Source organism: Pseudomonas sp. NPDC089741 (assembly GCF_044748825.1).
Taxonomy (GTDB): Bacteria; Pseudomonadota; Gammaproteobacteria; order Pseudomonadales; family Pseudomonadaceae; genus Aquipseudomonas; species Aquipseudomonas helmanticensis.
On the sequence record NZ_JBIVGT010000003.1, the window covers coordinates 46,542 to 70,271 of the forward strand.

Annotated in this window: 23 protein-coding genes; 13 read left to right on the plus strand and 10 right to left on the minus strand. The window is 60.6% G+C overall.

Going from position 1 to position 23,730, the window contains the following annotated elements; all coding sequences use genetic code 11:
- Nucleotides 1-71: 71 nt before the first annotated feature.
- A complete protein-coding gene (locus tag ACIPZE_RS04245; protein ID WP_129394463.1) occupies nt 72-1,187 on the minus strand; it encodes a P1 family peptidase in 1,116 nt (371 codons plus the stop codon).
- A 63-nt stretch (nt 1,188-1,250) separates the two neighbouring features.
- The gene (locus ACIPZE_RS04250) at nt 1,251-2,366 is read right to left on the minus strand and encodes a polyamine ABC transporter substrate-binding protein (protein ID WP_400771595.1); all 1,116 of its coding nucleotides are present in this window, start codon (nt 2,364-2,366) and stop codon (nt 1,251-1,253) included.
- 110 nt (nt 2,367-2,476) lie between these two features.
- Here ACIPZE_RS04250 and ACIPZE_RS04255 point away from each other — a divergent pair, with 110 nt between their 5' ends.
- Complete coding sequence (locus ACIPZE_RS04255; RefSeq protein ID WP_400771598.1) at nt 2,477-3,250, plus strand: LuxR C-terminal-related transcriptional regulator; 774 nt, start codon at nt 2,477-2,479, stop codon at nt 3,248-3,250.
- 108 nt (nt 3,251-3,358) lie between these two features.
- Here ACIPZE_RS04255 and ACIPZE_RS04260 read toward each other — a convergent pair whose 3' ends face one another.
- Nucleotides 3,359-4,300, minus strand: a complete 942-nt coding sequence (locus ACIPZE_RS04260; protein WP_283436039.1) for a class I SAM-dependent methyltransferase — start codon at nt 4,298-4,300, stop codon at nt 3,359-3,361.
- Nucleotides 4,301-4,500: 200 nt separating this feature from the next.
- Here ACIPZE_RS04260 and ACIPZE_RS04265 point away from each other — a divergent pair, with 200 nt between their 5' ends.
- Both ACIPZE_RS04265 and ACIPZE_RS04270 read left to right on the plus strand, forming a co-directional pair.
- Nucleotides 4,501-4,914 carry a response regulator gene (locus ACIPZE_RS04265; protein ID WP_283436040.1) on the plus strand — a complete coding sequence of 138 codons (414 nt, stop codon included), beginning with the start codon at nt 4,501-4,503 and terminating at the stop codon, nt 4,912-4,914.
- A gap of 67 nt (nt 4,915-4,981) precedes the next feature.
- Nucleotides 4,982-5,650 carry an HAD-IA family hydrolase gene (locus ACIPZE_RS04270; RefSeq protein ID WP_283436041.1) on the plus strand — a complete coding sequence of 223 codons (669 nt, stop codon included), beginning with the start codon at nt 4,982-4,984 and terminating at the stop codon, nt 5,648-5,650.
- A gap of 101 nt (nt 5,651-5,751) precedes the next feature.
- Here ACIPZE_RS04270 and ACIPZE_RS04275 read toward each other — a convergent pair whose 3' ends face one another.
- On the minus strand, nt 5,752-6,411 hold the full coding sequence (locus ACIPZE_RS04275) for an isoprenylcysteine carboxylmethyltransferase family protein (protein WP_129394458.1): 660 nt from the start codon (nt 6,409-6,411) through the stop codon (nt 5,752-5,754).
- 591 nt (nt 6,412-7,002) lie between these two features.
- Nucleotides 7,003-7,899, minus strand: a complete 897-nt coding sequence (locus ACIPZE_RS04280) for a LysR substrate-binding domain-containing protein (RefSeq protein ID WP_283436042.1) — start codon at nt 7,897-7,899, stop codon at nt 7,003-7,005.
- A 112-nt stretch (nt 7,900-8,011) separates the two neighbouring features.
- On the opposite strand from ACIPZE_RS04280, the gene ACIPZE_RS04285 reads away from it, so the two are divergent.
- Genes ACIPZE_RS04285 through ACIPZE_RS04295 form a run of 3 tightly spaced genes read left to right on the plus strand, consistent with a single transcriptional unit; the run spans nt 8,012 to nt 10,290 of the window.
- Nucleotides 8,012-9,061: an aldo/keto reductase gene (locus ACIPZE_RS04285; RefSeq protein ID WP_400771603.1), complete on the plus strand. Its 1,050-nt coding sequence runs from the start codon at nt 8,012-8,014 to the stop codon at nt 9,059-9,061.
- Nucleotides 9,061-9,858: an SDR family NAD(P)-dependent oxidoreductase gene (locus tag ACIPZE_RS04290; protein WP_283436044.1), complete on the plus strand. Its 798-nt coding sequence runs from the start codon at nt 9,061-9,063 to the stop codon at nt 9,856-9,858. Before ACIPZE_RS04285 ends, ACIPZE_RS04290 begins: the two co-directional genes overlap by 1 nt.
- Before the next feature lie 21 nt (nt 9,859-9,879).
- Nucleotides 9,880-10,290: an SRPBCC family protein gene (locus ACIPZE_RS04295; RefSeq protein WP_400771605.1), complete on the plus strand. Its 411-nt coding sequence runs from the start codon at nt 9,880-9,882 to the stop codon at nt 10,288-10,290.
- Nucleotides 10,291-10,419: 129 nt separating this feature from the next.
- On the opposite strand, the gene ACIPZE_RS04300 is transcribed toward ACIPZE_RS04295, so the two are convergent.
- Nucleotides 10,420-11,814, minus strand: coding sequence for a HAMP domain-containing sensor histidine kinase (locus tag ACIPZE_RS04300; RefSeq protein WP_283436046.1), 1,395 nt, complete (start codon nt 11,812-11,814; stop codon nt 10,420-10,422).
- Complete coding sequence (locus tag ACIPZE_RS04305) at nt 11,792-12,475, minus strand: response regulator transcription factor (protein WP_129394452.1); 684 nt, start codon at nt 12,473-12,475, stop codon at nt 11,792-11,794. The genes ACIPZE_RS04300 and ACIPZE_RS04305 overlap by 23 nt, the downstream gene beginning before the upstream one ends.
- Before the next feature lie 193 nt (nt 12,476-12,668).
- On the opposite strand from ACIPZE_RS04305, the gene ACIPZE_RS04310 reads away from it, so the two are divergent.
- The 6 genes from ACIPZE_RS04310 (at nt 12,669) to hcnC (ending at nt 18,081) form a co-directional block, all read left to right on the plus strand.
- A complete protein-coding gene (locus ACIPZE_RS04310; protein WP_283438609.1) occupies nt 12,669-12,977 on the plus strand; it encodes a hypothetical protein in 309 nt (102 codons plus the stop codon).
- A 192-nt stretch (nt 12,978-13,169) separates the two neighbouring features.
- A complete protein-coding gene (locus ACIPZE_RS04315; protein WP_400771607.1) occupies nt 13,170-14,099 on the plus strand; it encodes a hypothetical protein in 930 nt (309 codons plus the stop codon).
- A 226-nt stretch (nt 14,100-14,325) separates the two neighbouring features.
- A complete protein-coding gene (locus ACIPZE_RS04320; RefSeq protein WP_283436048.1) occupies nt 14,326-14,865 on the plus strand; it encodes a hypothetical protein in 540 nt (179 codons plus the stop codon).
- A 243-nt stretch (nt 14,866-15,108) separates the two neighbouring features.
- Nucleotides 15,109-15,423, plus strand: coding sequence for a (2Fe-2S)-binding protein (locus ACIPZE_RS04325; protein ID WP_129394448.1), 315 nt, complete (start codon nt 15,109-15,111; stop codon nt 15,421-15,423).
- Entirely contained in the window at nt 15,420-16,829 is a 1,410-nt protein-coding gene (gene hcnB, locus ACIPZE_RS04330) for a cyanide-forming glycine dehydrogenase subunit HcnB (protein WP_400771609.1), read from the plus strand. The genes ACIPZE_RS04325 and hcnB overlap by 4 nt, the downstream gene beginning before the upstream one ends.
- Nucleotides 16,822-18,081 carry a cyanide-forming glycine dehydrogenase subunit HcnC gene (hcnC, locus tag ACIPZE_RS04335; RefSeq protein ID WP_400771611.1) on the plus strand — a complete coding sequence of 420 codons (1,260 nt, stop codon included), beginning with the start codon at nt 16,822-16,824 and terminating at the stop codon, nt 18,079-18,081. Before hcnB ends, hcnC begins: the two co-directional genes overlap by 8 nt.
- A 204-nt stretch (nt 18,082-18,285) precedes the next feature.
- On the opposite strand, the gene ACIPZE_RS04340 is transcribed toward hcnC, so the two are convergent.
- Nucleotides 18,286-20,094 (minus strand): monovalent cation:proton antiporter-2 (CPA2) family protein, encoded by a 1,809-nt coding sequence (locus ACIPZE_RS04340; RefSeq protein WP_400771613.1) that lies wholly within the window; start codon nt 20,092-20,094, stop codon nt 18,286-18,288.
- A gap of 261 nt (nt 20,095-20,355) precedes the next feature.
- On the opposite strand from ACIPZE_RS04340, the gene ACIPZE_RS04345 reads away from it, so the two are divergent.
- Nucleotides 20,356-21,270: a LysR family transcriptional regulator gene (locus ACIPZE_RS04345; protein ID WP_283436052.1), complete on the plus strand. Its 915-nt coding sequence runs from the start codon at nt 20,356-20,358 to the stop codon at nt 21,268-21,270.
- Here ACIPZE_RS04345 and ACIPZE_RS04350 read toward each other — a convergent pair.
- Both ACIPZE_RS04350 and ACIPZE_RS04355 read right to left on the minus strand, forming a co-directional pair.
- Nucleotides 21,260-22,027 (minus strand): substrate-binding domain-containing protein, encoded by a 768-nt coding sequence (locus ACIPZE_RS04350; protein ID WP_400771615.1) that lies wholly within the window; start codon nt 22,025-22,027, stop codon nt 21,260-21,262. The two genes, ACIPZE_RS04345 and ACIPZE_RS04350, sit on opposite strands and share 11 nt — an antisense overlap.
- A gap of 12 nt (nt 22,028-22,039) precedes the next feature.
- Nucleotides 22,040-23,332 carry an MFS transporter gene (locus ACIPZE_RS04355; protein WP_129394442.1) on the minus strand — a complete coding sequence of 431 codons (1,293 nt, stop codon included), beginning with the start codon at nt 23,330-23,332 and terminating at the stop codon, nt 22,040-22,042.
- Nucleotides 23,333-23,730 lie beyond the last annotated feature (398 nt).

A 23,730-nucleotide genomic window follows, 5' to 3' on the forward strand; every position in this document is an offset into this window, starting at 1 on the left:
AAGAAAGATCGCAGCCTCGTTTCACTCGTCAGCTCCTACAGTTCAATTGAGGTAGTTGAGGCAGGCAGGGCTTAACGCGAGCCCGGCCAGCCAGCCTTGTCCAGTGCGGCAAGCAGCGTTTGCGCATCCAGCCCCGGCACCGAATGCCCGTTGCCTGCGGTGCTTTCACTGGCCAGCAAGGCATTGATGATCGCTTCTTCAACCGCCTCGGTCGCCGCCAGAAACAGCTCGCTGATGTGGTCGTTGTTGACCATGCGCAAGCCCTCGCAGGTCGGCGCGCCTTTGCCTTCATAAGCGGCGGGCGGCACCTGATTACCGGTGGCGAACGCGATGAAAATATCGCCGCTGTGGTCCTCGTTACCGCCCCCGGTACGCGCCAGCCCTAGGCTCGCGCGCTGCGCCAGACGCGTGCATTGATGCGGCAACAGCGGCGCATCGGTGGCCAGGCAGACGACGATCGAACCCATGCCCGGATGCGGTAACGATGCGCGCAAAAACGGCGAGTCCTTCTGCTCCATATAGCGTCCGACCGGATAACCATCGACGCGCAATTCGCTGCGAATGCCGTGATTCGCCTGGACGATTGCGCCCACCGTCCAACCGCCCTGAGCGCTGCTCAAACGGCGCGACGCGGTGCCGATGCCACCCTTGAATTCATGGCAGATCATGCCGCTGCCACCACCGACCGCACCTTCCTCTACCGCGCCGTCGACCGCGTTGCTCAGGGCTTCGGCGACATGCGCGGGCTGGACATGAAAGCCGTTGATGTCGTTGAGCAGACCGTCGAAAGTTTCCAGCACCACCGGCATGTTCCAGTAGAGGCGACCGTCGTCCGGTTGCTGCTCACGGTCCAGCGCCACCAGTGCATCGCGCACCACGCCGAGGCTGTGGGTATTGGTGAAAGCGATCGGGCTGGTGAGCAGACCGGCTTCACGAATCCACTCGAGTCCGGTGGCGTCACCGTTGCCGTTGAGCACATGCACGCCGGCGAAACACGGTTGCTGATTGGTTGAACCACGGCGCGGTTCGATCACGGTGACGCCGGTGCAGATATCGCGCCCGGCGCTGCTGCGGCCACGCACATTGCTATGGCCGACGCGCACGCCGGGCACATCGGTGATCGCATTGAGCGGGCCGGGCAGCATCTGGCCGATGCGGATATTGAGGTCACGGGCACGGGGTTTCATGGTTTGTCTCTCTATAAAAGGGCAGAAATGAATGGGCGGGTTTTGTGTTGTCTGCGAGTGGGGTTACTGGCCGTTCTTGACCTTGCTCCACACCCGCGTCCGTACGCGTTCGGTGGCTTTGGGCAGCGGTTCGAGGGTGTACAGCGTGGCCATCGCCGTAGCGGAGGGGTACACCGCCGGATTGTCGCGGGTGGCTTCGGCCACCAGCGGCGTCGCCGCACGATTGCCGTTCGGGTACGACAGATGATCGCTGACCGGCGCAATCACTTCGGGGCGCAGCAGGTAGTCGATAAAGGCCAGGCCCTGGGTCGGGTTCGGCGCGTCCTTGAGCAGCACCAGCGTGTCGAACCACACCGGCGCGCCTTCCTTCGGCAGGCTGTAGGCGATCTTCACGCCGTTGTTGGCCTGCTCGGCATTGGTCTTGGCTTCGAGCATGGCGCCGGACCAGCCGACCGCCACGCAGATGTTGCCGTTGGACAGATCGCTGATGAACTTCGACGAGTTGAAGTAGGCAATGTGCGGGCGCAGTTTCAGCAGCAGCGCCTCGGCTTTTTTATAGTCTTCGGGATCGGTGCTGTTCGGTGGCAAACCGAGATAGTGCAAGGCGACCGGGAGCATTTCCGACGGCGAATCGAGCATCGCCACACCGCACTGGCCGAGCTTGGCGAGGTTGTCTTCGTTGAACACCAAGTCCCACGAATCCACCGGCGCCCTGTCGCCGAGCGCAGCGCGAACCTTGTCGACGTTGTAGCCGATGCCGTTGGTGCCCCACAGATACGGCACTGCGTATTGATTGCCGGGATCATTGTTGGCGAGTTTTTTCAGCAGATCGCTATCGAGGTTGTTCCAGCCCGACAACTGCGCCCGGGGCAGCGGGGCGAGGGCGCCGGCCTTGATCAGCGTCGGCAGGCTGAAATTGCTCGCCACCACCACGTCATAGCCGCTGTGGCTGGTCATCAATTTGCCTTCGAGTACTTCGGCACTGTCGAAGGTGTCGTAGACCGGTTGAGTGCCACTGTCGCGCTGAAAATCGTGGAGGGTGGTCGGGCCGATGTAGTCGTACCAATTGTAGACATGCACGCTCGGCGCATCGCCGGCCATGACGGTCGCGGCGGCGCCAATACTGGCGAGCAGGCCGAGGTTGATGCCCAGGTTGATATAGCCACGGTGACGACGCATGATGCGGCACTCCAGGCCTGTGCAGGCCGGTGATGAACAGGAGTGGTCAGCCTATCGGGCCGGTCGCGCCGGACCCATTCCCATCATGGGTTACTCAAAAGGGGTAGTGCGTGGACGCGTTGTTGCAGGAAATGCCAGTGCATCAAAGTCTCGCGCGGGTGTTTGCCGGCGTCGGGCAGGAGGGTTTCTGGCGGGCGCTGGTCGACACCTTGCGCTTGCTGGTGCCGCTGGATAACGCACTGGTGGCGCTGATGAAAGCGGGGCAGGCGCCACAATTGCTGATCGACTTCGACAGCAAAGGCCGATCCGACGAACAGGAAGAATTGGCCAGCTACACGGCCGGGATGTACCTGCTCGACCCGTTCTATCAGAGCGCGTCCAGCGGCATTGCCGATGGCTTGCACAGCCTCGCCAGCGTGGCGCCGGACCAGTTTCTGCACAGCGAATATTACCTGAGCTACTTCCGTTCGGTGGTGGGCGAAGACGAGTTGCAGTTCATGATCAACGTTGAGGGCGGCGTGCTCGGTTTGTCACTGGGACGCTCGACGACGTTCGCCATGGCCGAGCAAGGCCGCTTGCTGTGCGTGCGCGATTGGGTGTTGGCGGCGATGCGTCGACATGTGCAGTTGTTGCCGCCGCAAGGGCCGGCGGCGGAAGGGGTGGCGGGGGATCTGGCGACCTTGCTGGATCGCTTCGATGCGCGGCTGACGGTGCGCGAAGTCGACACGGCACGGCTGATTCTGCAGGGCTTTTCGAGCAAGGCGATGGCCCAGCAGATGGGCATTTCGCCGGAGACGGTCAAAGTTCATCGGCGCAATCTGTATCACAAGCTCAACGTCACCGGGCATGGCGAACTGTTCGCCCTGGTCCTGCGCCCGAACTGACATCCAAGGCCTGTGTAGGAGCTGCCGCAGGCTGCGATCTTTTGATGTTGTTTTTTAAAAGACAAGATCAACAGATCGCAGCCTGCGGCAGCTCCTACAGGGCTGCCTTTAGATTGTGCGTTGGAAGACCAGGGCCTTGAGGCCGCTTTGCGGGTCGATATCCGGGAACTCCGGTGGGTTTTCCAGCCGCTGCTCAAAGCGCAACTCCGGCGCCTCCTGGGTCACGCCATCAATCAGGAATGCCGAACCGAACGCCGGATCATTCATGCACGCCAGCACCGTCCCCTCGGCGGTCAGCAGTTCCGGCAAGCGGCGCAGCACGCGCTGGTAATCCTTGGTCAGCAGGAAACTGCCTTTCTGGAACGACGGTGGATCGATGATCACCAGATCGTACGGGCCGCTGTTGATCACTTTGCCCCAGGACTTGAACAGGTCATGCCCGAGGAAGCTGACTTTGCTCAGGTCGTGGCCGTTCAAACGGTGATTGTCGCGGCCACGACTCAGCGCCGCGCGTGACATGTCCAGATTGACCACGTGGCTGGCACCACCCTCGATCGCCGCCACGGAAAAACCGCAGGTGTAGGCGAACAGATTCAGCACGCGCTTGCCATTGGCCTGTTCACGAACCCAGTCACGGCCGTAGCGCATGTCGAGAAACAGCCCGGTATTCTGCTTGCGACCCAGATCGACAAGGTAGTGCAAACCGCCCTCGACGATGGTCATTTCGTCGATCTCGTCACCGAGCAGCCATTCGGCGGTGCTCTGCGGCAGATAGCGATGCTGGATCAGCAAGGTGTGTGCACCGGACTGCTGCCATTCATTCGAAATGCTGATGTCCAGCAGCAATTCCTTGAGATTTTCCAGTTGCTCAGGCGCAGGTTCCTTGAACAGCGACACCAGCACCACGCCTTGCAGCCAGTCCACGGTCAACTGCTCCAGGCCCGGCCAGCAACGTCCGCGCCCGTGAAACAGGCGACGGGTTTCGCTCGGCGCCGCCGCGAGCGCGGGCAGCAGATGGGCATGGAGGGTGGCGAGGGCTTCAGGGTTCATCGGTCAGGGTCGGCAAGCAAAAGGGCCGGCATTTTAACCACAAATAGACCGTTGCGAACGCTTGCCACAGCAATGCAAAAAAAGCCTTTTGGAAAAGACCTGTATCAAAAATGAATTTCTGCAGGGCGTACTGCTCATACCAGATAAGCAGCGGATTCAAGCCGCTAAATCGTTAATGCAAAAACCGGGAGTGCCAGTTCATGTGCCCAACACCTACGGCGAGCGCGCACCTTCCTGGCGGGTTGATTCTGGTCGTTGAAGATGATCCGTTGATTCTGGAGTTTCTCTGCGAAATTCTTCAGGAGGAAGGTTTCAAGGTCGAGCCGCATATCAGCGCCGACGCCGCATCACTTTATCTTGAGCAGCACGCGCCGGAAGTTGCGCTGCTGCTCACCGACATCACCATGCCCGGCACCTTGAATGGCGCCGACCTGGCCAACCTGGTCGGCGAGCGCTGGCCGGAAAAACCGGTGATGGTCATGTCCGGTTATGAAACGCCCGAGACCTCGGGGGTCAAGCATTCGGTGGCGTTCATCAAAAAGCCGTGGGCCATCGGTCAGTTGCTCGATTGCGTCGACAGTGCGTTCAAATCCAAGGCCCCGCGCCTGCACTGACGTTGGGTGGATCGGCCGGGCAAGTGCTACATTGCCGGCCCGGTCTTTTGCCAGAGGATGCAAACCTTTGTCTGCTAACGAAACTGTTTTTGCGCGCGCGTTCGGCGCGTTTCTGTTCGACATGGACGGCACTGTCCTCAATTCCATTGCTGCCGCCGAGCGAATCTGGTCTGCCTGGGCGGTGCGCCATGGCGTTGATGTCGAAAAGTTTTTGCCGACCATTCATGGCGCGCGGGCCATCGACACCATCAATCGTCTGAACCTGCCAGGGGTGGACGCCGAGGCCCAAGCCGCGTTCATCACTGAGGCGGAGATCGAAGACGTTGAAGGCATCGTCGAGATCCCCGGTGCGGCGGCGTTTCTCGATAGCCTGCCGAAAGATCGCTGGGCGATGGTGACCTCGGCGCCGCGGGATCTGGCGTTGCGGCGGATGGCGGCGGCGGGTATTCCGGCGCCAGCGGTGATGATTACTGCAGAAGACGTGAAGGCGGGCAAGCCTGATCCGGCCGGGTATATTCTCGCGGCCAAACGCTTGGGGCTTGAGCCGCGTGATTGTCTGATCTTCGAAGATGCCACCGTCGGTATCCAGGCTGCACAAGCTGCTGGCGCGCCGCTGATGATCATCACCACGACGCATCAGCACCCGCTGCAAACGAGCCACGCGACGCTGGCGAGTTACACCGACATCAGCGTCAAGATCGACAGCACCGGCCAACTGCACCTGCAACCCAACTGACGTCCTGTAGGAGCTGCCGCAGGCTGCGATCTTTTGATGTTGTTTTTAACAAGACAAGATCAAAAGATCGCAGCCTGCGGCAGCTCCTACAGGGATTGGGGTCAGTAGATGCCTGGCAACAAGCGCCAGCTGCGGGCGCAATAGGCGTCGTATTCGGCGCCGAACTGGGTGCGCAGCAAGGCTTCTTCGGAATGAATGCGGGCGATCAGCGGGATCAACGTCAGTGCCGCGAGCAACAGGCCGACCGTGGATCGGAACGCCAGCGCCCAGCCCACCGCGTTGATCACCAGCCCCAGATAACTCGGGTTGCGCAGCCGTTGATAGATGCCATCGGTGACCAACCGATGCCCCGGTTGAATCGCCACCAACCCGCTGAAGCGTCGGCCCAGCACAAACACCGGCCACAACCGCAGCGCGCCACCGACGATAAACAGTAACGCCCCGAGCCAGCGCACGCCTTCGCCACCGAACGTCCAGACATTCACCCGGTCGCAGTAGGCCGGCAGAAAACCACTGATCAAGCCGATGACCCCGAACGCCGGAAGCACCCAGCGATTGGCCCGGTCTTCGCGTTCGCCGGAACTGAGATTGACCTCGGTAAACAGCGAAGCCACGACCATCGCCACGGTGGCCAGCGCCACCAGCACCAGCGAACCGTGAGAGAAAAAAATCGCCACCCCGCCAATGCCCCACACCGCCAGGCCCAGATAGGCGAGGGTGGCGAGCACCGCGACGACGGTCATTTGCGCAGACATTCTCATGGCAATCTCACGACAGATGGCTGATCCGTTCAGTGTAGATCGCCACAAACCCTGTGGGGGATTGGAGCCGGCGACGGACTTGAGGATTGCCACAAAACATCGTGGTAGCTGGCGTGGCAATAGAACTTTGGCGCAACACATAACCCCTGTGGGAGTGAGCCTGCTCGCGATAGCGGTGTAGCTGCCAACAAAGATAGCGACTGACACGACGCCATCGCGAGCAGGCTCACTCCTACACAGGGAGCCTGGCTTGCCAAGAGATCATTGGCTAAACACATAACCCTGTGGGAGTGAGCCTGCTCGCGATAGCGGTGTATCAGCCAACAAAGATAGCGACTGACACGACGCCATCGCGAGCAGGCTCACTCCTACACAGGGAGTCTGGCTTGCCAGGAGATCATTGGCTAAACACATAACCCTGTAGAAGTGAGCCTGCTCGCGATAGCGGTGTATCAGCCAACAAAGATAGCGACTGACACGACGCCATCGCGAGCAGGCTCACTCCTACACAGGGAGCCTGGCTTGGCAGGAGATCTTGGGCGCAACACACATAACCCCTGTGGGAGCGGGCTTGCTCGCGAAGGGGCCGTTTCAGTCAGCGCAAATTTCGCCGTCGGTGAGCACTTTCCTGAACGTTTCCACCAACGGCCGCAAATTGATCCGGTGCCATGCTGCCCACAGCGGGGTGGTGAATGCCAGCCACGGCACTTCGCGCAGCACCACGCCCGGTGGCGCGTTATGGCTCAGGCCTTTCTGAATCATCGCAATCCCCAGCCCCGAGGCCACCAGCCCCAGCGCGGTAAACGGTTCGGTCGCCTGCATGCGCACATCCGGGGTAAACCCCGCGCGGATGCACGCACTGACAAACTCATCGCCGGCGTCCTGGCGCGGCTGTACGCCAATCCACTCCTGATCCGCCAGGTCCTGCGGACTCAACACCGCCTGCTGCGCCAACCGATGCTGTTCCGGCAGCGCCAGCAACATCGGGTCATCCAGCACCTGGAAACCCAGCAAATCCGGATCGTCATCGGTCGGCGGCTCACTCACAAGTGCAATATCGAGACTACGCTGTCGCAGGCCTTCGAGTTGTTCAGCGGAACTGAGGTTGTACAAGGCGACGTGGACATTCGGCCGATCCGCGCGCAATACGCGCAAGGCATTCGGCAGCACCCCGGCATGCATGGCGTTCTCGATATAACCGATGCACAAGCCGCCTTCTTCGCCACGGCCGAGACGTTTGCCAAGCGATTCCAGGCGATTGGCGTGCGTGAGCAGGGCACGGGTTTCGGCGAGAAACGTCTGTCCGTCGCGGGTCAGGCGAATGCGTTGCTGGCTGCGTTCGAACAGGGTCAGACCCAGACGCTCTTCAAGCTGGGCGATCTGCCGGCTCAGTGGCGATTGGGAAATGTGCAGGCGTTCGGCAGCGCGGCCGACGTGTTCTTCTTCGGCGACTACCACGAAGTAGCGCAATTGGCGGATGTCGATCATGTCAGACCTGTAAGGACTCAAGTGCTGCACATTATGTCTTGGACGGTCTAAGCGTCGCAATCTAGGATCTGCTCAACGGTCACACAGACCCAGAACGAATGAGGACAATCCGATGAGCTTGAAAGACAAACTGCCCGGCCAACTGGGCTTCGGCACCGCACCACTGGGCAACATGTTCCGCGCCATCCCGGAAGCCGAAGCGCAAGCCACCGTGCATGCCGCATGGGATGCCGGCGTACGCTACTTCGACACCGCGCCGTTCTACGGTTCGGGCCTGTCGGAAATCCGCCTCGGGGAAGGATTGAAACAGTACAAGCGCGACGACTACGTGCTCAGCAGCAAAGTCGGGCGGGTGATTCTCGACGAAGTCGAAGACGCCGCCGCCCGCGATCTTGGTGAAAAAAGCGGCGTGTTCGAACATGGCCGGCCGAACAAGATCGTCAACGACTACAGCGCCGACGCCACCCTGCGCTCCATCGAAGATAGCCTCAAGCGCCTGCAAACCGATCGCCTCGACATTGTCTGGGTGCATGACATCGCTCAGGATTTCTACGGCGATCAATGGCTGGAATACTTCAATCAGGCGCGCACCGGCGCTTTCAAGGTGCTGACCCGTTTGCGTGAAGAGGGCGTGATCAAGGCCTGGGGCCTGGGCGTGAACAAAGTCGAGCCGTGCGAACTGACTCTGGATCTGGCCGAGGCGCAGCCTGACGGCTTTCTCCTCGCCGGACGCTACACGCTGCTCGACCACGAACGGCCGCTGCAACGTCTGATGGATGCGGCGCTGGCACAGAACGTTGAAATCGTCGTCGGCGGTCCTTACAGCTCAGGCATTCTGGCCGGTGGTTCGCACTTCGAATACCAGAAAGCCAGCCCTGAGATCATCGCAAGGGTGGAACAGATCAAGCGCATCGCCGCGGCCTACAACGTGGATGTAAAAGCCGCCGCGCTGCAGTTTTCGCTGGCCAACCCAGCGGTCGCGGCGGTGATTCCGGGCGCGAGCAAGCCGGGGCGGATTGCTGAAGATGTCGCGGCGTTGTCGGCGGTCATTCCTGCCGGTTTCTGGCAGGCATTGCGTGAAGCGAAACTGGTTTCTGAACGGGCGCCGTTGCCGGATCAAAAGATCGCAGCCTTCGGCAGCTCCTACATGGGAGGTGTGTAATGAAGATTGACTTGGGTGGCAAACTGGCGATTGTCAGTGGCAGTACGGCGGGCATTGGCTTGGGCATCAGCCAGTCATTGGCTGAGGCGGGGGCCACGGTGGTTGTCATTGGCCGTGACGCCGGCAAGGTCGAACAGGCGCTGGCGAGCATCCGGGAGAAAGTGCCGGGTGCACAATTGCGCGGTTTGACCGCAGACTTGGGCACAGCGGAGGGCGCGCAGAAACTGTTTGCCGCCGAGCCACGTGCGGACATTCTGGTGAACAACCTCGGCATCTTCGACGCTGTCGATTTTTTCGAAGCGCCGGACAGCGAGTGGACGCGCTTCTACGAGGTCAACGTGATTTCCGGCGTGCGCCTGGCGCGGCACTATGTGCCGGCGATGGTCGAGCAGGGCTGGGGCCGGGTGATTTTCCTGTCTTCGGAATCCGGCGTGGCAACCCCGGCAGACATGATCAACTATGGCGTGACCAAAAGTGCCAATCTGGCGGTGTCCCACGGTTTGGCCAAACGTCTGGCTGGCACCGGCGTGACGGTCAATGCGATTCTGCCGGGGCCGACCTTCACCGATGGCCTGCAAGACATGCTCAAGGATGCGGCCGCCGAATCCGGGCGCAACCTGCGTGATGAGGCCGACGCCTTTGTGCTCAAGGCCCGCCCGACCTCGATCATCCAGCGTGTCGCGGATGTCGAAGAGGTCGCGCATCTGGTCACCTACATCGCTTCGCCGTTGTCCTCGGCCACCACGGGCGCCGCTTTGCGCGTCGATGGCGGCGTGGTCGACAGCCTGACAATCTGAGTATCTGGAGAACTGTTTTTTATGCCAACAGCATCAGCAACCATCGACATCCCGGCTTCGGTCGATCAGGTCTGGCAATTGATCGGCGGCTTCAACACGCTGCCCGATTGGCTACCCTTCATTCCCAACAGCGAACTGAGCGACGGTGGCCGTGTGCGCACCTTGCAGACCGCTGATGGCGGCGTGGTGATCGAGCGTCTGCAGGCGTTCGATAACACAGCGAAGACCTACAGCTATTCGATCGAGCAAGCGCCGTTCCCGGCCACGGATTATCTGGCGACGATCAAGGTCGAAGCCCTGGGGCAGGGCGCACGGGTGACGTGGTCGGGGCGTTTCACCGCCAAAGGCGTAAGCGATGAGGAAGTGGTGGCGCTGTTCAGCGGCATCTACCAGGGCGGCCTCGAAGCGTTGCGCGCCAATTACCCAACCTGAAGAACACCACGACCCAATGTAGGAGTGAGCCTGCTCGCGATAGCAATCTGTCAGTAACGAGTAAGTTGACTGACACACCGCTATCGCGAGCAGGCTCACTCCTACAGGGGTTGCATTCCAAGGGGGAGGTCAGGAGTTTTCGATCAGGCTCTGCCGGCAATCGAGCAGCAGTTTCGCCCCGCCCAGATCGCTGCTGCCGACTTCCAGGCTGAAGCCGTGCAGACTGACAATCGCAGCCACTATCGACAAGCCCAGACCAAAGCCACTTTGCGGCTGCCCACCTTCAGCACGATAGAAGCGCTGGAACACCGCCTCACGTTCCGATTCGGGAATCCCCGGCCCTGAGTCGTGCACTTCGATCCGCGTCTGCCCACCGGCATTCACCCCGCGCAACATCACCGTGCCGCCGGGCGGGGTGAACTTGATCGAGTTGCTCAGCAGGTTCGCCAACGCCTCGAACAACAACGCCCGATCACCATTGAGCGGCGGTAATGTCTCCGGCATGTTCAGCTCGAAACACAGCTCGCCTTCCTCGGCCAACGGCAGGTAGAACTCATGCAATTCTTCCAGCAGTTGCACCGGATCCAGCTCGACGAACCCTGAACGCCGCTGCCGATCCTCCAGCTCGGAAATCCGCAGCAATCCGCGAAAACGCGCCATCAACGTGTCCGCTTCCGCCAGCACCAGATCCAGTTGCGCCGCCTCCTGCGTGCCTTCGCCGGCCTGTTGCTGCATGCGATACAACTGCGCGCGCAGGCGCGTCAGCGGGGTGCGCAAATCGTGGGCGATGTTGTCGCAGACGCCTTTGACCTCATTCATCAAGCGCTCGATACGTTCGAGCATGGCGTTGACGATGGCCGCGAGCATGTCCAGTTCATCGCGGCGGTTGGACAGCGGCAAACGGTGCGTCAGGTCACCGGCAACAATCGACTGCGCGCTGGCCTGAATCGCCCGAATCCGCCGCAACGGGCGGCGCCGCAGCAAATGCCAACCGGCAATCCCTGGCAGAATCGTCAGCGACACACCCCAGAACAGCGCATGCAAAATGATCCGCGTCACCGCGAACAGCGAGCCGTTGTCGCGCAGCAATACCAGCCAGCGCCCATCGCGGGTTTGCGTGGCGACGGCATCGCAGCTGTCATTGGGCAGGGTCGGGTCATCGGAGTCGGCGCAATCGGCGAGCATGTGGATCTTGCCGTCCAGCGGCAGGCCTTCGGGGATCTGCTGCAAGGCGCCGCCGAGGTAGACGCCCTGCGCGTCGAACAGACCGTAGGCGTCGATGCCGCGAATGTCGAAGGTCATGCTCGCGGCGAGGGCTTCTTCCAGTTGTTCACCGCGAAAGTGCGAGAACAGATGCTGACGTTGCATCAACGAATGTTTGGCGAGGTTGTCGAGGTAACCGGAGACTTCGTAATACATGACCCCCATGAGGATCGCGCTCCACGCCACGAACAGCGAACTGTACAGCGCCAGCAAACGGCTGCTGGAGGAGCGCCAACCGTCAGACGGGTTCGGCAATGACATAACCCGAGCCTCGTACCGTGCGGATCAGCGGAACGTTGCCCACTGCGTCGATCTTCTTGCGCAGACGGCCGATGTGCACGTCGATCAGGTTGGTGCCCGGGTCGAAGTGATAACCCCAGACTTCTTCGAAAATCATCATCCGCGAAAGGATCTGGCCACTGTTGCGCATGAGGAATTCGAGCAGTTTGTATTCGGTCGGCAGCAGCGTCAGTACCTGTTCGGCACGTCGCGCTTCGTGGCTGATCAGGTCCAGCTCAAGGTCGGCGACCTGCAAGGTGGTGGCCTGAGTCGCGCCGCTGTTCTGCCGACGCAGCAACACTTCGACCCGCGCTGCCATTTCATCGGTGGCGAACGGTTTGGTCAGATAATCATCGCCGCCGGCACGCAAGCCGCGCACGCGTTCATCGACATCGGAGAGGGCGCTGATCATCAGAATCGGCGTGGCCACGCCCATGGTGCGCAGCGTGGTGACGATGGCCAGGCCATCGAGTTCGGGGAGCATGCGATCGAGGGTGATCAAATCGTAGTTGCCGCTTACGGCGCGGTCGAGGCCTTCACGGCCATTGTCGACCCAGTCTACGTCCAGCCCGTGGCTGCTCAGTTCGGCGACGATTTCCCGAGCGGTCACGGCGTCGTCTTCGATGGTCAAGATACGAGTCATAGGCAGGCCTGCTGATCGGTTCAAACGGAATGGCAGCATTTTGCCAAGAAAATCCGCTGACGCTTTAAATTAACTTTCATGTTGTAGCTGTCATTTGCGCGCCTTGGCGATTAATTTGCGAGAACGTTGATATCATCTGGCCATAAATTCAATCAGGAGCGGTCCTGTGCGTATCTCCATTCGCCGTGGCTGGATGCCAATCACCGGGTTCTTATTGTTGCTGTTCAGCGCTTCAACCTGGGCGGCCAACACCCCGTGTTCCGGGAAAAAGGGCGGCATTGCTCGCTGCGATGGCGACCTGTTCCTGTGCAATGACGGCTCGATCAGCGGTTCGAAGAAAAGCTGCGCGGCCATGTTTGGCGAGCGCCAGCAGGCCCGACCGCAAAACTTCCTGCAGAGCGACGATGGCTGCGCCTGCGGCAGCGGATCGTTCTGCACTGGCCCACGCGGTGGCGTGTATTGCCTGACGCCCAGCGGTCACAAAAGCTACAAACGCAAATAGCTGGCATTTGTGCCAATGCATAAAACCCGCTGTTATCCGGCTGTTGTTGCAATTTGCATGGTCCTGGGAAGTTCATTCTTTATAACTGATTGAAAACAAACGATTTATTTAATTTCTGCGACTGGCACGGTCGCTGCAATTCCTCTGATGACGAGTTGTAACACCATTTTTCATGCCTGGAGCAGAACAACAATGAATAGATCCTCTGATGGGTTATATCCTGCCTTTGAAGAGTCGAGCAGCGTTTCGGGCGTGTCCTGGGGCGCGATTTTCGCAGGTGCTGCGGCAGCCGCTGCCCTGTCGATGATTTTGGTCCTGCTCGGTTTCGGTTTGGGTTTCTCTGCCGTTTCACCGTGGGCCGGAGAGGGCGTCAGCGCCAAGGGCCTGGGTATTTCAACCATTGTCTGGCTGGCGGCGACGCAAATCATCGCTTCCGGCATGGGCGGTTACATCGCCGGTCGCCTGCGGGTGAAGTGGGCGAACATGCACGGCGATGAGGTGTATTTCCGCGACACCGCGCACGGTTTCCTTGCCTGGTGTGTGGCGACGTTGGTCACCGCGGTTTTGGTGGTTGGCTCGGTCAGCAGCGTCATCAGTGGCGGTGTCCAGGCCGGTGCCAGTGCCGCTGGCGGTGCAGCCAGTGCCATGACTCAGGCAGCAGGTTCCGCTGCGGCGAACACCGACAGCAACCAGTACGGCTACTACATCGATAGCCTGTTTCGCGATGACCGTCCGGCCTCCGTCAGCGATGACGCCGCGCATGGCGCAGTAGCCCGCATCTTCGCGCAAAGCCTGGCCAACGGTCAGCTCAGCGCCGAAGACCGCACCTACCTCGCACAACTGGTGGCCCAGCGGACCAACCTGACGCAGGCCGATGCCGAACGTCGTGTTGACGAGATCTACGCCCGTACCCAGAAAGCCCTGGCCGATGCCAAGTTGAAAGCTCAACAAGCCGCCGACACCGCTGCCAAAGTCGCCGCCTGGACTTCGCTGTGGATGTTCATCTCGCTGCTGGCCGGTGCGTTCTTTGCCAGTTTCGCGGCTACTTTCGGCGGTCGCCGTCGCGATGCAGTCGAATACGTTGAAGTCGATACCTACACCACGACCACTCCAGTCCGTTAAACAAGGAGCATGACCATGCGCTCATTACTGCTGTTTTTCCTCGGCGTACCGATCCCGATCATCATTCTGATTGCTCTGTTCGTGCACTGATTGCTCCATTGAGGCCCATGCCTCGGCCGCTTCCACCTTCGGGTGGAAGCGGCTTTTTGCTTTCTGCGGGAACAGCGGCGAGAATCGGCGCCGGAAGTGGATTGGCCGCTTTTAACTCTCTTTAAGGATGAACACGTTGGACAAGAAGGAAACCAGGCGCCAGTTGGTTGAAATGCTCGAAGGCGGGCGCTCGAAAACTGAAACCTTCAAGGCGTTGTCGGGTGGTGCGGTTAAAGATCGCGTATTGGCGGCCTGGATTGCGGGTCGTCCGGATCCGGCACTGAGGGATAAGCATTCACTCAAAGTCACCCTGCTGGTTGTGTTGACCTGCATCCAGGCATTTATCGGCTCAGTCGCCGGCTTCTTCCTGTTCTATGACGCGAGCGCCGGCCTGGCATTGACCATGCTGTTGATCGCTGGTGGCATTCCGTTGTTGTTTGCATGGTGTTTTTACAAGAACGTGGCGGCGGCTTATACCGTCTACATTATCCTGACCATCAGTCAGGTTTCACGCATGTTCAAGGGTTATGAAGAAGATCCGGTATCGACCGTGATTGGCGTCGTCATCACTCTGGCCATGGTGTTCTACGCTGCCTGGGTCAAATCGCTGCTGTTCCCGGACCTTGCGTTGATCGGCCCGAAAAAGATCAAGGGGCAGTTCGTCTTCTCCAATTGATCGTTGGACAATCCGACCGCTTTCACTGGCCTGGATCAATATTTCCCGCGGCGATATCCCCTAACTTAAAAGATCCAAGCCCTTGCCGCGGGATCGACTACATTACCTGCACGCGCACCAGGTTGCGCTGACGGAGTACCGTAGTCCGACCTTCAAAATGCATTAGAAAAACGGGTCGACACGGTGTAGTGCAGCAAGGAGCTGGCGCAAAACTCCACTAAATTTTCACGGAAGATCATTGCAATGCACTGCCTAGAAAGAACCTTCGATATCCAGCCCTTGGCGCAGGCGGATATGACCGTCCACATCAACGGCCAAGCGGTCACCGCTGCAATCGGCGAAACCGTCCTCAGCGTCATTCAATCCCTCGGCGTACGCCAAATCGCGCGTAACGATCATGACCAGATCAGCGGCGCTTACTGCGGCATGGGCGTGTGCCAGTGCTGCCTGGTGAAAATCAATGGCCGACACAAGCGCCGCGCCTGCCAGACCGTGGTGCGCGACGGCATGCAGATCGAAACCCAGGTCAACCGCATCACTGCGCAGGAGGTCGTATGAACCTGCAACCGGTGATCGTCGGCGGTGGTCCGGCGGGAATGGCGGCGGCCATCGAACTGGCTCGTCATGGTGTGCGCTGCACCTTGCTTGAAGAGGCCTCGCGCCTCGGCGGCGTGGTCTATCGCGGGCCGCTGCGGGACGGTGTGCAACTGGATTACCTGGGGCCGCGCTACTCCGAAGCACTGGGCAAACTGCACGGTGAATTTCAGGAACAGTCCGGGCTGATCGACGTGCGCCTCAACCATCGTGTGGTCGGCGCCGAAGGCAGCCGCGCCTTGGTGGTGCTGGACGCCGACGAGCAACTGCACGAGATCGCGTATCCGCAGCTGCTGCTGGCGGCCGGTTGCCACGAACGCAGCGTGCCGTTTCCCGGCTGGACCTTGCCTGGGGTGATCATGCTCGGCGGTCTGCAACTGCAAATCAAAAGTGGTGTGGTCAAGCCGCAAGGGCCGGTGATCATCGCCGGCACCGGGCCGTTGCTGCCACTGGTGGCGACGCAGTTGCATGCTTCCGGCGTCAGTGTCGCCGGCGTGTATGAGGCCTGCGCATTCGGCAAGATTGCCCGCGAGAGCCTGGCATTGCTGAACAAACCGCAGCTGTTCCTCGATGGCTTGAGCATGCTGGCGTACCTGAAACTGCACGGCATCCCGATGAACTACGGCTGGGGCGTAGTCGAAGCGCATGGAGAAGGCGAGCTGAAAAGCGTCAGCGTCGCGCCGTACTCGGCGACGTGGGAGCCTGATCTGAGCCGGGTCGAGCGCTTCGAAGCGAAGACGCTGGCGGTCGGTTACGGCTTTATTCCGCGTACCCAGCTCAGCCAGCAAATGGGCCTCGATCACGGCTTCAGCGATGACGGATATCTGCGCGCCAATTCGAATGTCTGGCAGCAAAGCAATGAACCTCACGTGCATTTGGCCGGCGACATGGGCGGGATTCGCGGCGGTGAAGCGGCGATGCTGGCGGGCAAGATCGCGGCGACTTCGATCCTCCTGCAACGCGGTGTCCTCGAAGAAGAACTGGCCGGCGTGCGCCGCGACCGCTACCTGAGCAAACTCCGTGCGATCGTGCGGTTCCGCGCCGCCGTCGATCGCTACACCGAACGTGGCGTCGGCCAGACCGCTTTGCCGGCCGCCGACACGGTAATCTGCCGTTGCGAGCACGCCACCCGTGCCGACATCGATCTGGCGCTGGAGCAGGGCGTGCAAGACATCGCCAGCCTGAAAATGCGCACCCGCGTAAGCATGGGCGATTGCCAGGGGCGCATGTGCGTCGGCTATTGCAGCGACCGCTTGCGTCAGGCCACTGGGCGCAAGGATGTCGGTTGGCTGCGTCCGCGTTTCCCGATTGATCCGATTCCTTTTTCCGCGTTCCAGTCCATCGGCACGGAGGCCGCTGCCCATGAGTAAGTTCTATGACGTGGTCATCGCCGGTGGTGGCGTGATCGGGGCGTCCTGCGCCTATCAATTATCCAAGCGCAAAAACCTCAAGGTCGCGCTGATCGATGCCAAACGCCCGGGCAACGCGACCCGTGCTTCTGCCGGTGGTTTATGGGCGATCGGTGAGTCGGTCGGGCTTGGTTGCGGGGTGATTTTCTTCCGCATGATGTCGGCCAATCGCAAGCGCGAAACCCAGGGCGCAGCGGTGGCGGTCGATTCGAGCACGCCGCACATTCTGCCGGAGTCGTTCTTCGATTTTGCCTTGCAGTCCAACGCGCTGTACCCGGCGTTGCACCGCGAGTTGAAAGAACAGCACGGCATGGATTTCAAGTTTGAAAAGACTGGGTTGAAGTTCGTTATTTATGACGACGAGGACCGGCTCTACGCCGAGCACATCGTCAGCTGCATTCCGCACCTGGCCGATCAGGTGCGCTGGCTCGATCAGGCGGCGCTGCGCGAGGCCGAACCGAGCGTCAGCCATGAAGCGCGCGGGGCGCTGGAGTTTCTCTGCGACCATCAGGTCAGCCCGTTCCGCCTCGCCGATGCCTATGCCGAAGGTGCCCGGCAAAATGGCGTCGACTTCTACGTCAACACCAACGTCACCGGCGTGCTGCATCACGGCTCGCGCGTGACCGGCGTGCAGACAGCCGAGGAGGGCGTGTTCCACTGCAAGACCCTGATCAACGCGGCGGGCGCCTGGGCGGCGGATCTGAGTGAATGGGCCAGCGGCATTCGTATCCCGGTGAAACCGGTGAAGGGCCAGATCCTGCTGACCGAACGCATGCCGAAAATCCTCAACGGCTGCCTGACCACCAGCGATTGTTACGTCGCGCAAAAGGACAATGGCGAGATCCTGATCGGCAGCACCACCGAAGACAAAGGCTTCGACGTGACCACCACCTACCCGGAAATCGCCGGACTGGTGCAGGGTGCGGTGCGCTGTCTGCCGGAGCTGAAGGACGTCAACCTCAAACGCACCTGGGCGGGATTACGTCCGGGTTCGCCGGATGAGCTGCCGATCCTCGGACCGATGCGTGGCGTGGAGGGTTATTTGAATGCCTGCGGACATTTCCGCACCGGTATTCTGACCTCGGCGATCACGGGCGTGCTGCTCGACAAACTGGTCAACGACGAGCCGCTACCGCTGGACATCACGCCGTTCCTGGCGGACCGCTTTGAAGCGGCCCCGGTCCGACCAGCGCCCGAGCTCGAGCTGGCCTGACCCAATCCCCCGTAGGAGCTGCCGAAGGCTGCGATCTTTTGATCTGGTTTTTAAGATCAAGATCAAAAGATCGCAGCCTTCGGCAGCTCCTACAGGGTTCCGGGTCGTGTACAGAATATGGGTACGACTCGACCACTGTGGGAGCGGGCTTGCTCGCGAAGGCGCCAGTCCGGCCAACCTCATATTTGGATCTGTGCAAAGACGTCAGGTGTTGCGGGATTCTTCTTCGAGTTGATCCGACTCAAACAACCGCGCCAGTTCTGCCCGGGCTTCCTGGGCGGTTTGCAGGACTTTCGCCGCGTCGTCGTAGACCGCGTGTTGCGCCTCCAGCACCTGTTCGTCGTGATGCTTGAAGCGCTTGATCCGCGCATCGGCCTGAGCTTGCGTCAGACCGAGGCCGACCAGCGTGCGCCGGCTCATCTCCAGACTTGAGTAATAAGTCTCGCGAATCGCTTCCGCGCCGACATCGACCAAGCGGTGCACGTGCTGACGGTTACGTGCCCGGGCGATGATCTTCATGTGCGGATAGAGCTTGCGCACCACCTCGGCCGTCTTGATGTTGGTCTCCGGATCGTCCGTGGCAATCACGAAATACTCCGCCTCGCCGGCCTTGGCCGCATTGAGGATCTCCGGGCGCATCGGGTCGCCGTAGAACACCGGCACACCGCCAAAACTGCGTGACAGTTCGATGGTCTCCACCGAGGTGTCCAGCGCGACGAACTTGATGTTCTGCGCCCGCAGGATACGCGCGACGATCTGCCCCATCCGGCCCATGCCGGCAATCACCACGCGTGGCGTTTGCGTATCGATCTGGCGGAATTTTTCCGGCACTTCCACCGGTTGCACTTTCGGGCTGACCAGCCGCGCGCAGATCAACTGCAGCAGCGGCGTTACCGCCATCGACAGGGTAATCGTCAGCACCAAGAGGTCGTACAAACGTGGTTCGAACAGACCCTGATCGCGACCGATCTTGAACACCACAAAGGCAAATTCACCACCCGCCGCTAGAACGATGCCGAGGCGGATCGCACTGATCTTGTTCAACCCACCAGCCAGACGCCCGACCACAAACAGCAGCGGCAACTTCAGACCGATCAACAGCAGCGTCAGGCCCAACACCGTAATCGGCGCGCTGAGCAGCAGGCCGAGATTGGCACCCATGCCGACACTGATGAAAAACAGCCCGAGCAGCAGGCCCTTGAACGGCTCGATCTGCGCTTCCAGCTCATGGCGATATTCCGAGTCCGCCAGCAGCAGTCCGGCGAGAAACGCCCCGAGCGCCATCGACACACCAACCAGATCCATCAACCATGCCGTACCGATCACCACCAGCAACGCGGTGGCCGTGGACACCTCCGGCAGACCGGTTTTTGCCACCACGCGAAACACCGGACGCAACAGATAACGCCCGCCGACCACCACCACGGCAATACCGCCGAGCACCTGCAAGCCGTGATTCAGACTTTGCGCATTGCTGCTTTCATGGGCGCCGCCCGCCAGCATCGGCACCAGCGCGATCAGCGGGATCGCAGCGATGTCCTGGAACAGCAGAATGGCGAACGCCAGCCGCCCGTGGGGGCTGGTCAGTTCCTTGCGCTCGGCAAGGCTTTGCAGGCCGAACGCGGTAGACGACAGCGCCAGGCCGAGACCCAGCACAATCGCACTGTTCAACGGTTGGCCGAACACCGACAGCGCCAGCACGCCGATCACCGAAGCGGTCAGCAACACCTGCGCCAGCCCGACGCCGAACACCGATTTGCGCATCACCCACAACCGTCGCGGCGACAACTCAAGGCCGATGATAAACAGCAACAACACCACGCCCAGCTCGGAGATATGCGCAACGCTTTGCGGATTACCGATCAGGCCCAACACCGACGGGCCGATGATCACCCCGGCAAACAGATAACCGAGCACCGCGCCCAGTTGCAGACGTTTGGCCAAAGGCACGGTGAGCACGGCCGCGAACAGAAACACGACAGCGGCTTGCAACAGATTGCCTTCATGGGGCATGGAATGACTCCTGACAACGGTACGGCGGGGGGTGACAAGGATAAGGGCTGAATCGATTCCAGATCCACCGAAGATCTCCTTGTAGGAGCTGACGAGTGCAACGAGGCTGCGATCTTTTGATCTTGTTTTTGATTGCAAAGAATCAAGATCAAAAGATCGCAGCCTGCGGCAGCTCCTACAGGGGATTTTCATCGTTTCTGTGATAATTGGCATCAATTGGTTACATTCATAACCTCTGCGTATCAATCTCTAGAGTCCGCCATGGCCATCAACTTCGACCTCAACGACCTGCAAGCCTTTCGCGCCGTGGTCGAGCAGGGCAGTTTTCGCAAGGCCGCTGACACCGTGCGCCTGTCGCAACCGGCCTTGAGCCGACGCATCGAAAAACTCGAAGACGCCCTCGGCGTGAAGCTGTTCGAGCGCACCACGCGCAAGGTCAGCCTGACGCAGGCCGGGCGCGCCTTCATGCCGAGTGTCGAGCGTTTGCTGGATGATCTGGACGTGGCGTTGCTGGGCATCAGCGAGGTGGCCTCGACGCGTCTGGGCCATGTCACCGTGGCTTGCGTGCCGTCTGCGGCGTACTACTTCATGCCGCGCGTGGTCGCCCGCTATCACCAGCAATTCCCGCGCATCAAAGTCAAAGTCCTCGATTCCAGCGCCCACGATGTGCTCAGTGCGGTGGTCAATGGCGAGGCGGATTTCGGTTTGAGTTTTCTTGGCACGCAGGATGCCAAAGTCGACTTCGAAGCGCTTGTGCAGGAGTGCTACGTGGTCGCCTGCCGACGCGATCACCCGTTGGCCGGACGCAGCAGCGTGACGTGGGACGAGTTCTATCAGCAGGATTACATCTCGCTGGACAAGACTTCGGGCAATCGCTTCTTGCTCGATCAGGCCTTGAGCAGTGTGGTGCCGCAGCGTCAGAGCATCTGCGAAACCAAACATGTGACAACGATGATTGGTCTGGTCGAGGCTGGATTAGGCGTTGCGGCGGTGCCATTGATGGCGATGCCGGGGCCGGATCATCCGATCCTGACGCGGATACCGCTGACCGATCCGCAAGTGATGCGCAGTGTCGGCATCATCAAGCGCCGGGATCGCACGTTGACCCCGGCGGCATTGGAGCTGGAGCGGCTGGTGGTGGAAATGAAAGTCCAGCCGCCCACCATCAACGCTTGACCGAATCCAGCCCGGTGGCCTGCACATCCGCTTGTGCGGCAGGCGCGGCGAGGTAGGCGAGCAGGGCTTTCGCCTCTTGCGGATGTTGCGCACCGACGGGGATGCCGGCAGCAAAACGCGTCACCGACTGCACCGATTCCGGAATCTTCGCGACAAAACTCACCCCAGGCACCGGCAGCAATTCACTGACCTGCTGGAAGCCCAGTTGATAGTCGCCGGTGGCAACCACCGAGCCCACCGGGATTTTCGCGATCATCTTCGTCTTCGGTTTCAGCTGATCTTCGATGCCGAGTTTCTTGAACAACTGCTCTTCGATGTACACGCCGCTGGCGCTGTCGGAGTAGGCCACCGACTGTGCGTCGAGCAGGGTTTGCTTCAGGCCATCGACGCTGCTGATGTCCGGTTTCGGCGCGCCTTCACGCACCACCAGACCGATCCGTGAATCCGCCAGTTCGACGCGAGACGCCGGGTCGACCTTGCCTTGCTTGATCAGGTCATCGAGGGCGTAACCGACCATGATCACCACGTCGGCGTGCTCACCGCGCGCGAGACGATTGGGGATTGCCTCCGGTGCCTTGCCCATCGACGGGCCGAGTTGGGTGTCGAGGGTATTGCCGGTGGCGGCGGCGAATTTCGGGCCGAGAATTTTATAGGCGGCAGTGAAGCCGCCCGACGTCATCACGTTCAGTTGTTCTGCGTGTGCCAGAGCGCTGAAAGCGAAGAGGGCGATGGCAGTGAAGCTGAAAAGTTTTTTCATGGTCATCGCTCCTTATGCCGCCACTGGTTGCAGTCGACCGCCCGCGCGGCGATAGAGGTACAGCGTCGCGCACAACGCGCACAACGCGCCGATGCTCATCCAGTAACCTGGCGCGGCTTTGTCGCCGGTGTACTGAATCAGGAAGGTCGACATCGCCGGGGTGAACCCGCCGAAAATCGCCGTCGCCAGGCTGTAGGCGAGGGAGAAACCGGCGACGCGCACTTCGACCGGCATGATCTCGGTCAACGCCGGAATCATTGCGCCGTTGTACATGCCATAGATGAACGACAGCCACAGCAGCGACAGCAACATGTGGCTGAAACTCGGTGCCTGCACCAGGTACGACAGCGCCGGATAGGTGGTGGCCAGCGCCAGCAACGACATCGCAATCAGCACCGGACGACGACCGATACGATCCGACAACATGCCGCCAATCGGCAGCCAGAAGAAGTTCGACACGCCGACCAGCAGCGTCACCAGCAACGCATCGGAGGTGCTCAGGTGCAGCACGGTTTTGCCGAAGGTCGGTGCGTACACGGTGATCAGGTAAAACGCAGTGGTGGTCAGGGCGACCATCAGCATTCCGCCGAGCACCACGACCCAATTCTGGCCGAGGGTGCGGAACACTTCGCCCATGCTCGGACGGTGTTTGCGCGCAGCGAACTCTTCGGTTTCCGCCAGGTTACGGCGCAGCAGAAAGATGAACGGCACGATCATGCAGCCGACGAAAAACGGAATCCGCCAGCCCCACGCGGCAATCACCTCCGGCGCCATCCACGCGTTCAGGGCAAAGCCCAGCGCCGCCGCTACGATGATCGCCACTTGTTGACTGGCCGACTGCCAAGCGGTGAAGAAACCTTTGCGGCCCGGCGTGGCGATCTCGGACAAATACACCGAAACCCCGCCCAGTTCCGCACCGGCGGAGAAGCCTTGCAACAAGCGCCCGAGCAACACCAGCGCCGGTGCGAACAGACCGATACTTTCGTATCCGGGCACCAGCACAATCAATATCGTGCCGCTGGCCATGATCGACAACGTGACGATCAAACCCTTGCGGCGACCGACGTCATCGATGTACGCACCGAGCACGATGGCCCCCAGCGGGCGCATCAAAAAGCCTGCGCCGAACACTGCAAACGTCATCATCAGAGAGGCGAATTCACTGCTCGCCGGAAAGAACACCGACGCGATCTGCGTGGCATAGAAGCCGAACAGAAAGAAGTCGAACTGTTCGAGGAAATTGCCCGAGGTCACCCGGAAAATGGCGCCGGCCCGCGAGCCGCCGTGTGGGATTGAGGCTGTCATAGCAAAGGACTCCACCGCTTTTATGACGTGCGCCACGGAGAGTCAGCGCACGGATGTTATTGAGGCGGATGGTGGCCTAGGTGTAACAGGATGTTAATTGCATTATTGGCATGGATTGATGTGCAAAGCCGATCAATGTTCAAATCCCAACCAACTCACTAACCCTGTGGGAGCGAGCCTGCTCGCGAAAGCGGTGAATCAGGCGATGAAATGTCGATTGTGCTGGCCCATTCGCGAGCAGGCTCGCTCCCACAGGTTTTCGGGGTGCCTGCAACCTTCGCTAACACCCTGGCCCCTTGTGGGAGCTGGCTTGCCAGCGATGGCGGCCCGACTGGCGACTACAATCCCCGAGCCCTCCCAGGCAAAAAACACGGAATGATTGCCGAACTGTGCAGTCG

Excerpts from the sequence above, each read along its gene's own strand:
- ACIPZE_RS04355 (WP_129394442.1), bottom strand. The coding sequence starts at position 23,332 with ATGACAGCCTCAATCCCACACGGCGGCTCGCGGGCCGGCGCCATTTTC.
- ACIPZE_RS04290 (WP_283436044.1), top strand. The coding sequence starts at position 9,061 with ATGAAGATTGACTTGGGTGGCAAACTGGCGATTGTCAGTGGCAGTACG.
- ACIPZE_RS04305 (WP_129394452.1), bottom strand. The coding sequence starts at position 12,475 with ATGACTCGTATCTTGACCATCGAAGACGACGCCGTGACCGCTCGGGAA.
- ACIPZE_RS04280 (WP_283436042.1), bottom strand. The coding sequence starts at position 7,899 with ATGATCGACATCCGCCAATTGCGCTACTTCGTGGTAGTCGCCGAAGAA.
- ACIPZE_RS04275 (WP_129394458.1), bottom strand. The coding sequence starts at position 6,411 with ATGAGAATGTCTGCGCAAATGACCGTCGTCGCGGTGCTCGCCACCCTC.
- hcnC (WP_400771611.1), top strand. The coding sequence starts at position 16,822 with ATGAGTAAGTTCTATGACGTGGTCATCGCCGGTGGTGGCGTGATCGGG.
- ACIPZE_RS04265 (WP_283436040.1), top strand. The coding sequence starts at position 4,501 with ATGTGCCCAACACCTACGGCGAGCGCGCACCTTCCTGGCGGGTTGATT.
- hcnB (WP_400771609.1), top strand. The coding sequence starts at position 15,420 with ATGAACCTGCAACCGGTGATCGTCGGCGGTGGTCCGGCGGGAATGGCG.
- ACIPZE_RS04350 (WP_400771615.1), bottom strand. The coding sequence starts at position 22,027 with ATGAAAAAACTTTTCAGCTTCACTGCCATCGCCCTCTTCGCTTTCAGC.
- ACIPZE_RS04300 (WP_283436046.1), bottom strand. The coding sequence starts at position 11,814 with ATGTCATTGCCGAACCCGTCTGACGGTTGGCGCTCCTCCAGCAGCCGT.
- ACIPZE_RS04310 (WP_283438609.1), top strand. The coding sequence starts at position 12,669 with ATGCCAATCACCGGGTTCTTATTGTTGCTGTTCAGCGCTTCAACCTGG.
- ACIPZE_RS04285 (WP_400771603.1), top strand. The coding sequence starts at position 8,012 with ATGAGCTTGAAAGACAAACTGCCCGGCCAACTGGGCTTCGGCACCGCA.
- ACIPZE_RS04295 (WP_400771605.1), top strand. The coding sequence starts at position 9,880 with ATGCCAACAGCATCAGCAACCATCGACATCCCGGCTTCGGTCGATCAG.
- ACIPZE_RS04315 (WP_400771607.1), top strand. The coding sequence starts at position 13,170 with ATGAATAGATCCTCTGATGGGTTATATCCTGCCTTTGAAGAGTCGAGC.
- ACIPZE_RS04245 (WP_129394463.1), bottom strand. The coding sequence starts at position 1,187 with ATGAAACCCCGTGCCCGTGACCTCAATATCCGCATCGGCCAGATGCTG.
- ACIPZE_RS04345 (WP_283436052.1), top strand. The coding sequence starts at position 20,356 with ATGGCCATCAACTTCGACCTCAACGACCTGCAAGCCTTTCGCGCCGTG.
- ACIPZE_RS04260 (WP_283436039.1), bottom strand. The coding sequence starts at position 4,300 with ATGAACCCTGAAGCCCTCGCCACCCTCCATGCCCATCTGCTGCCCGCG.
- ACIPZE_RS04340 (WP_400771613.1), bottom strand. The coding sequence starts at position 20,094 with ATGCCCCATGAAGGCAATCTGTTGCAAGCCGCTGTCGTGTTTCTGTTC.
- ACIPZE_RS04325 (WP_129394448.1), top strand. The coding sequence starts at position 15,109 with ATGCACTGCCTAGAAAGAACCTTCGATATCCAGCCCTTGGCGCAGGCG.
- ACIPZE_RS04250 (WP_400771595.1), bottom strand. The coding sequence starts at position 2,366 with ATGCGTCGTCACCGTGGCTATATCAACCTGGGCATCAACCTCGGCCTG.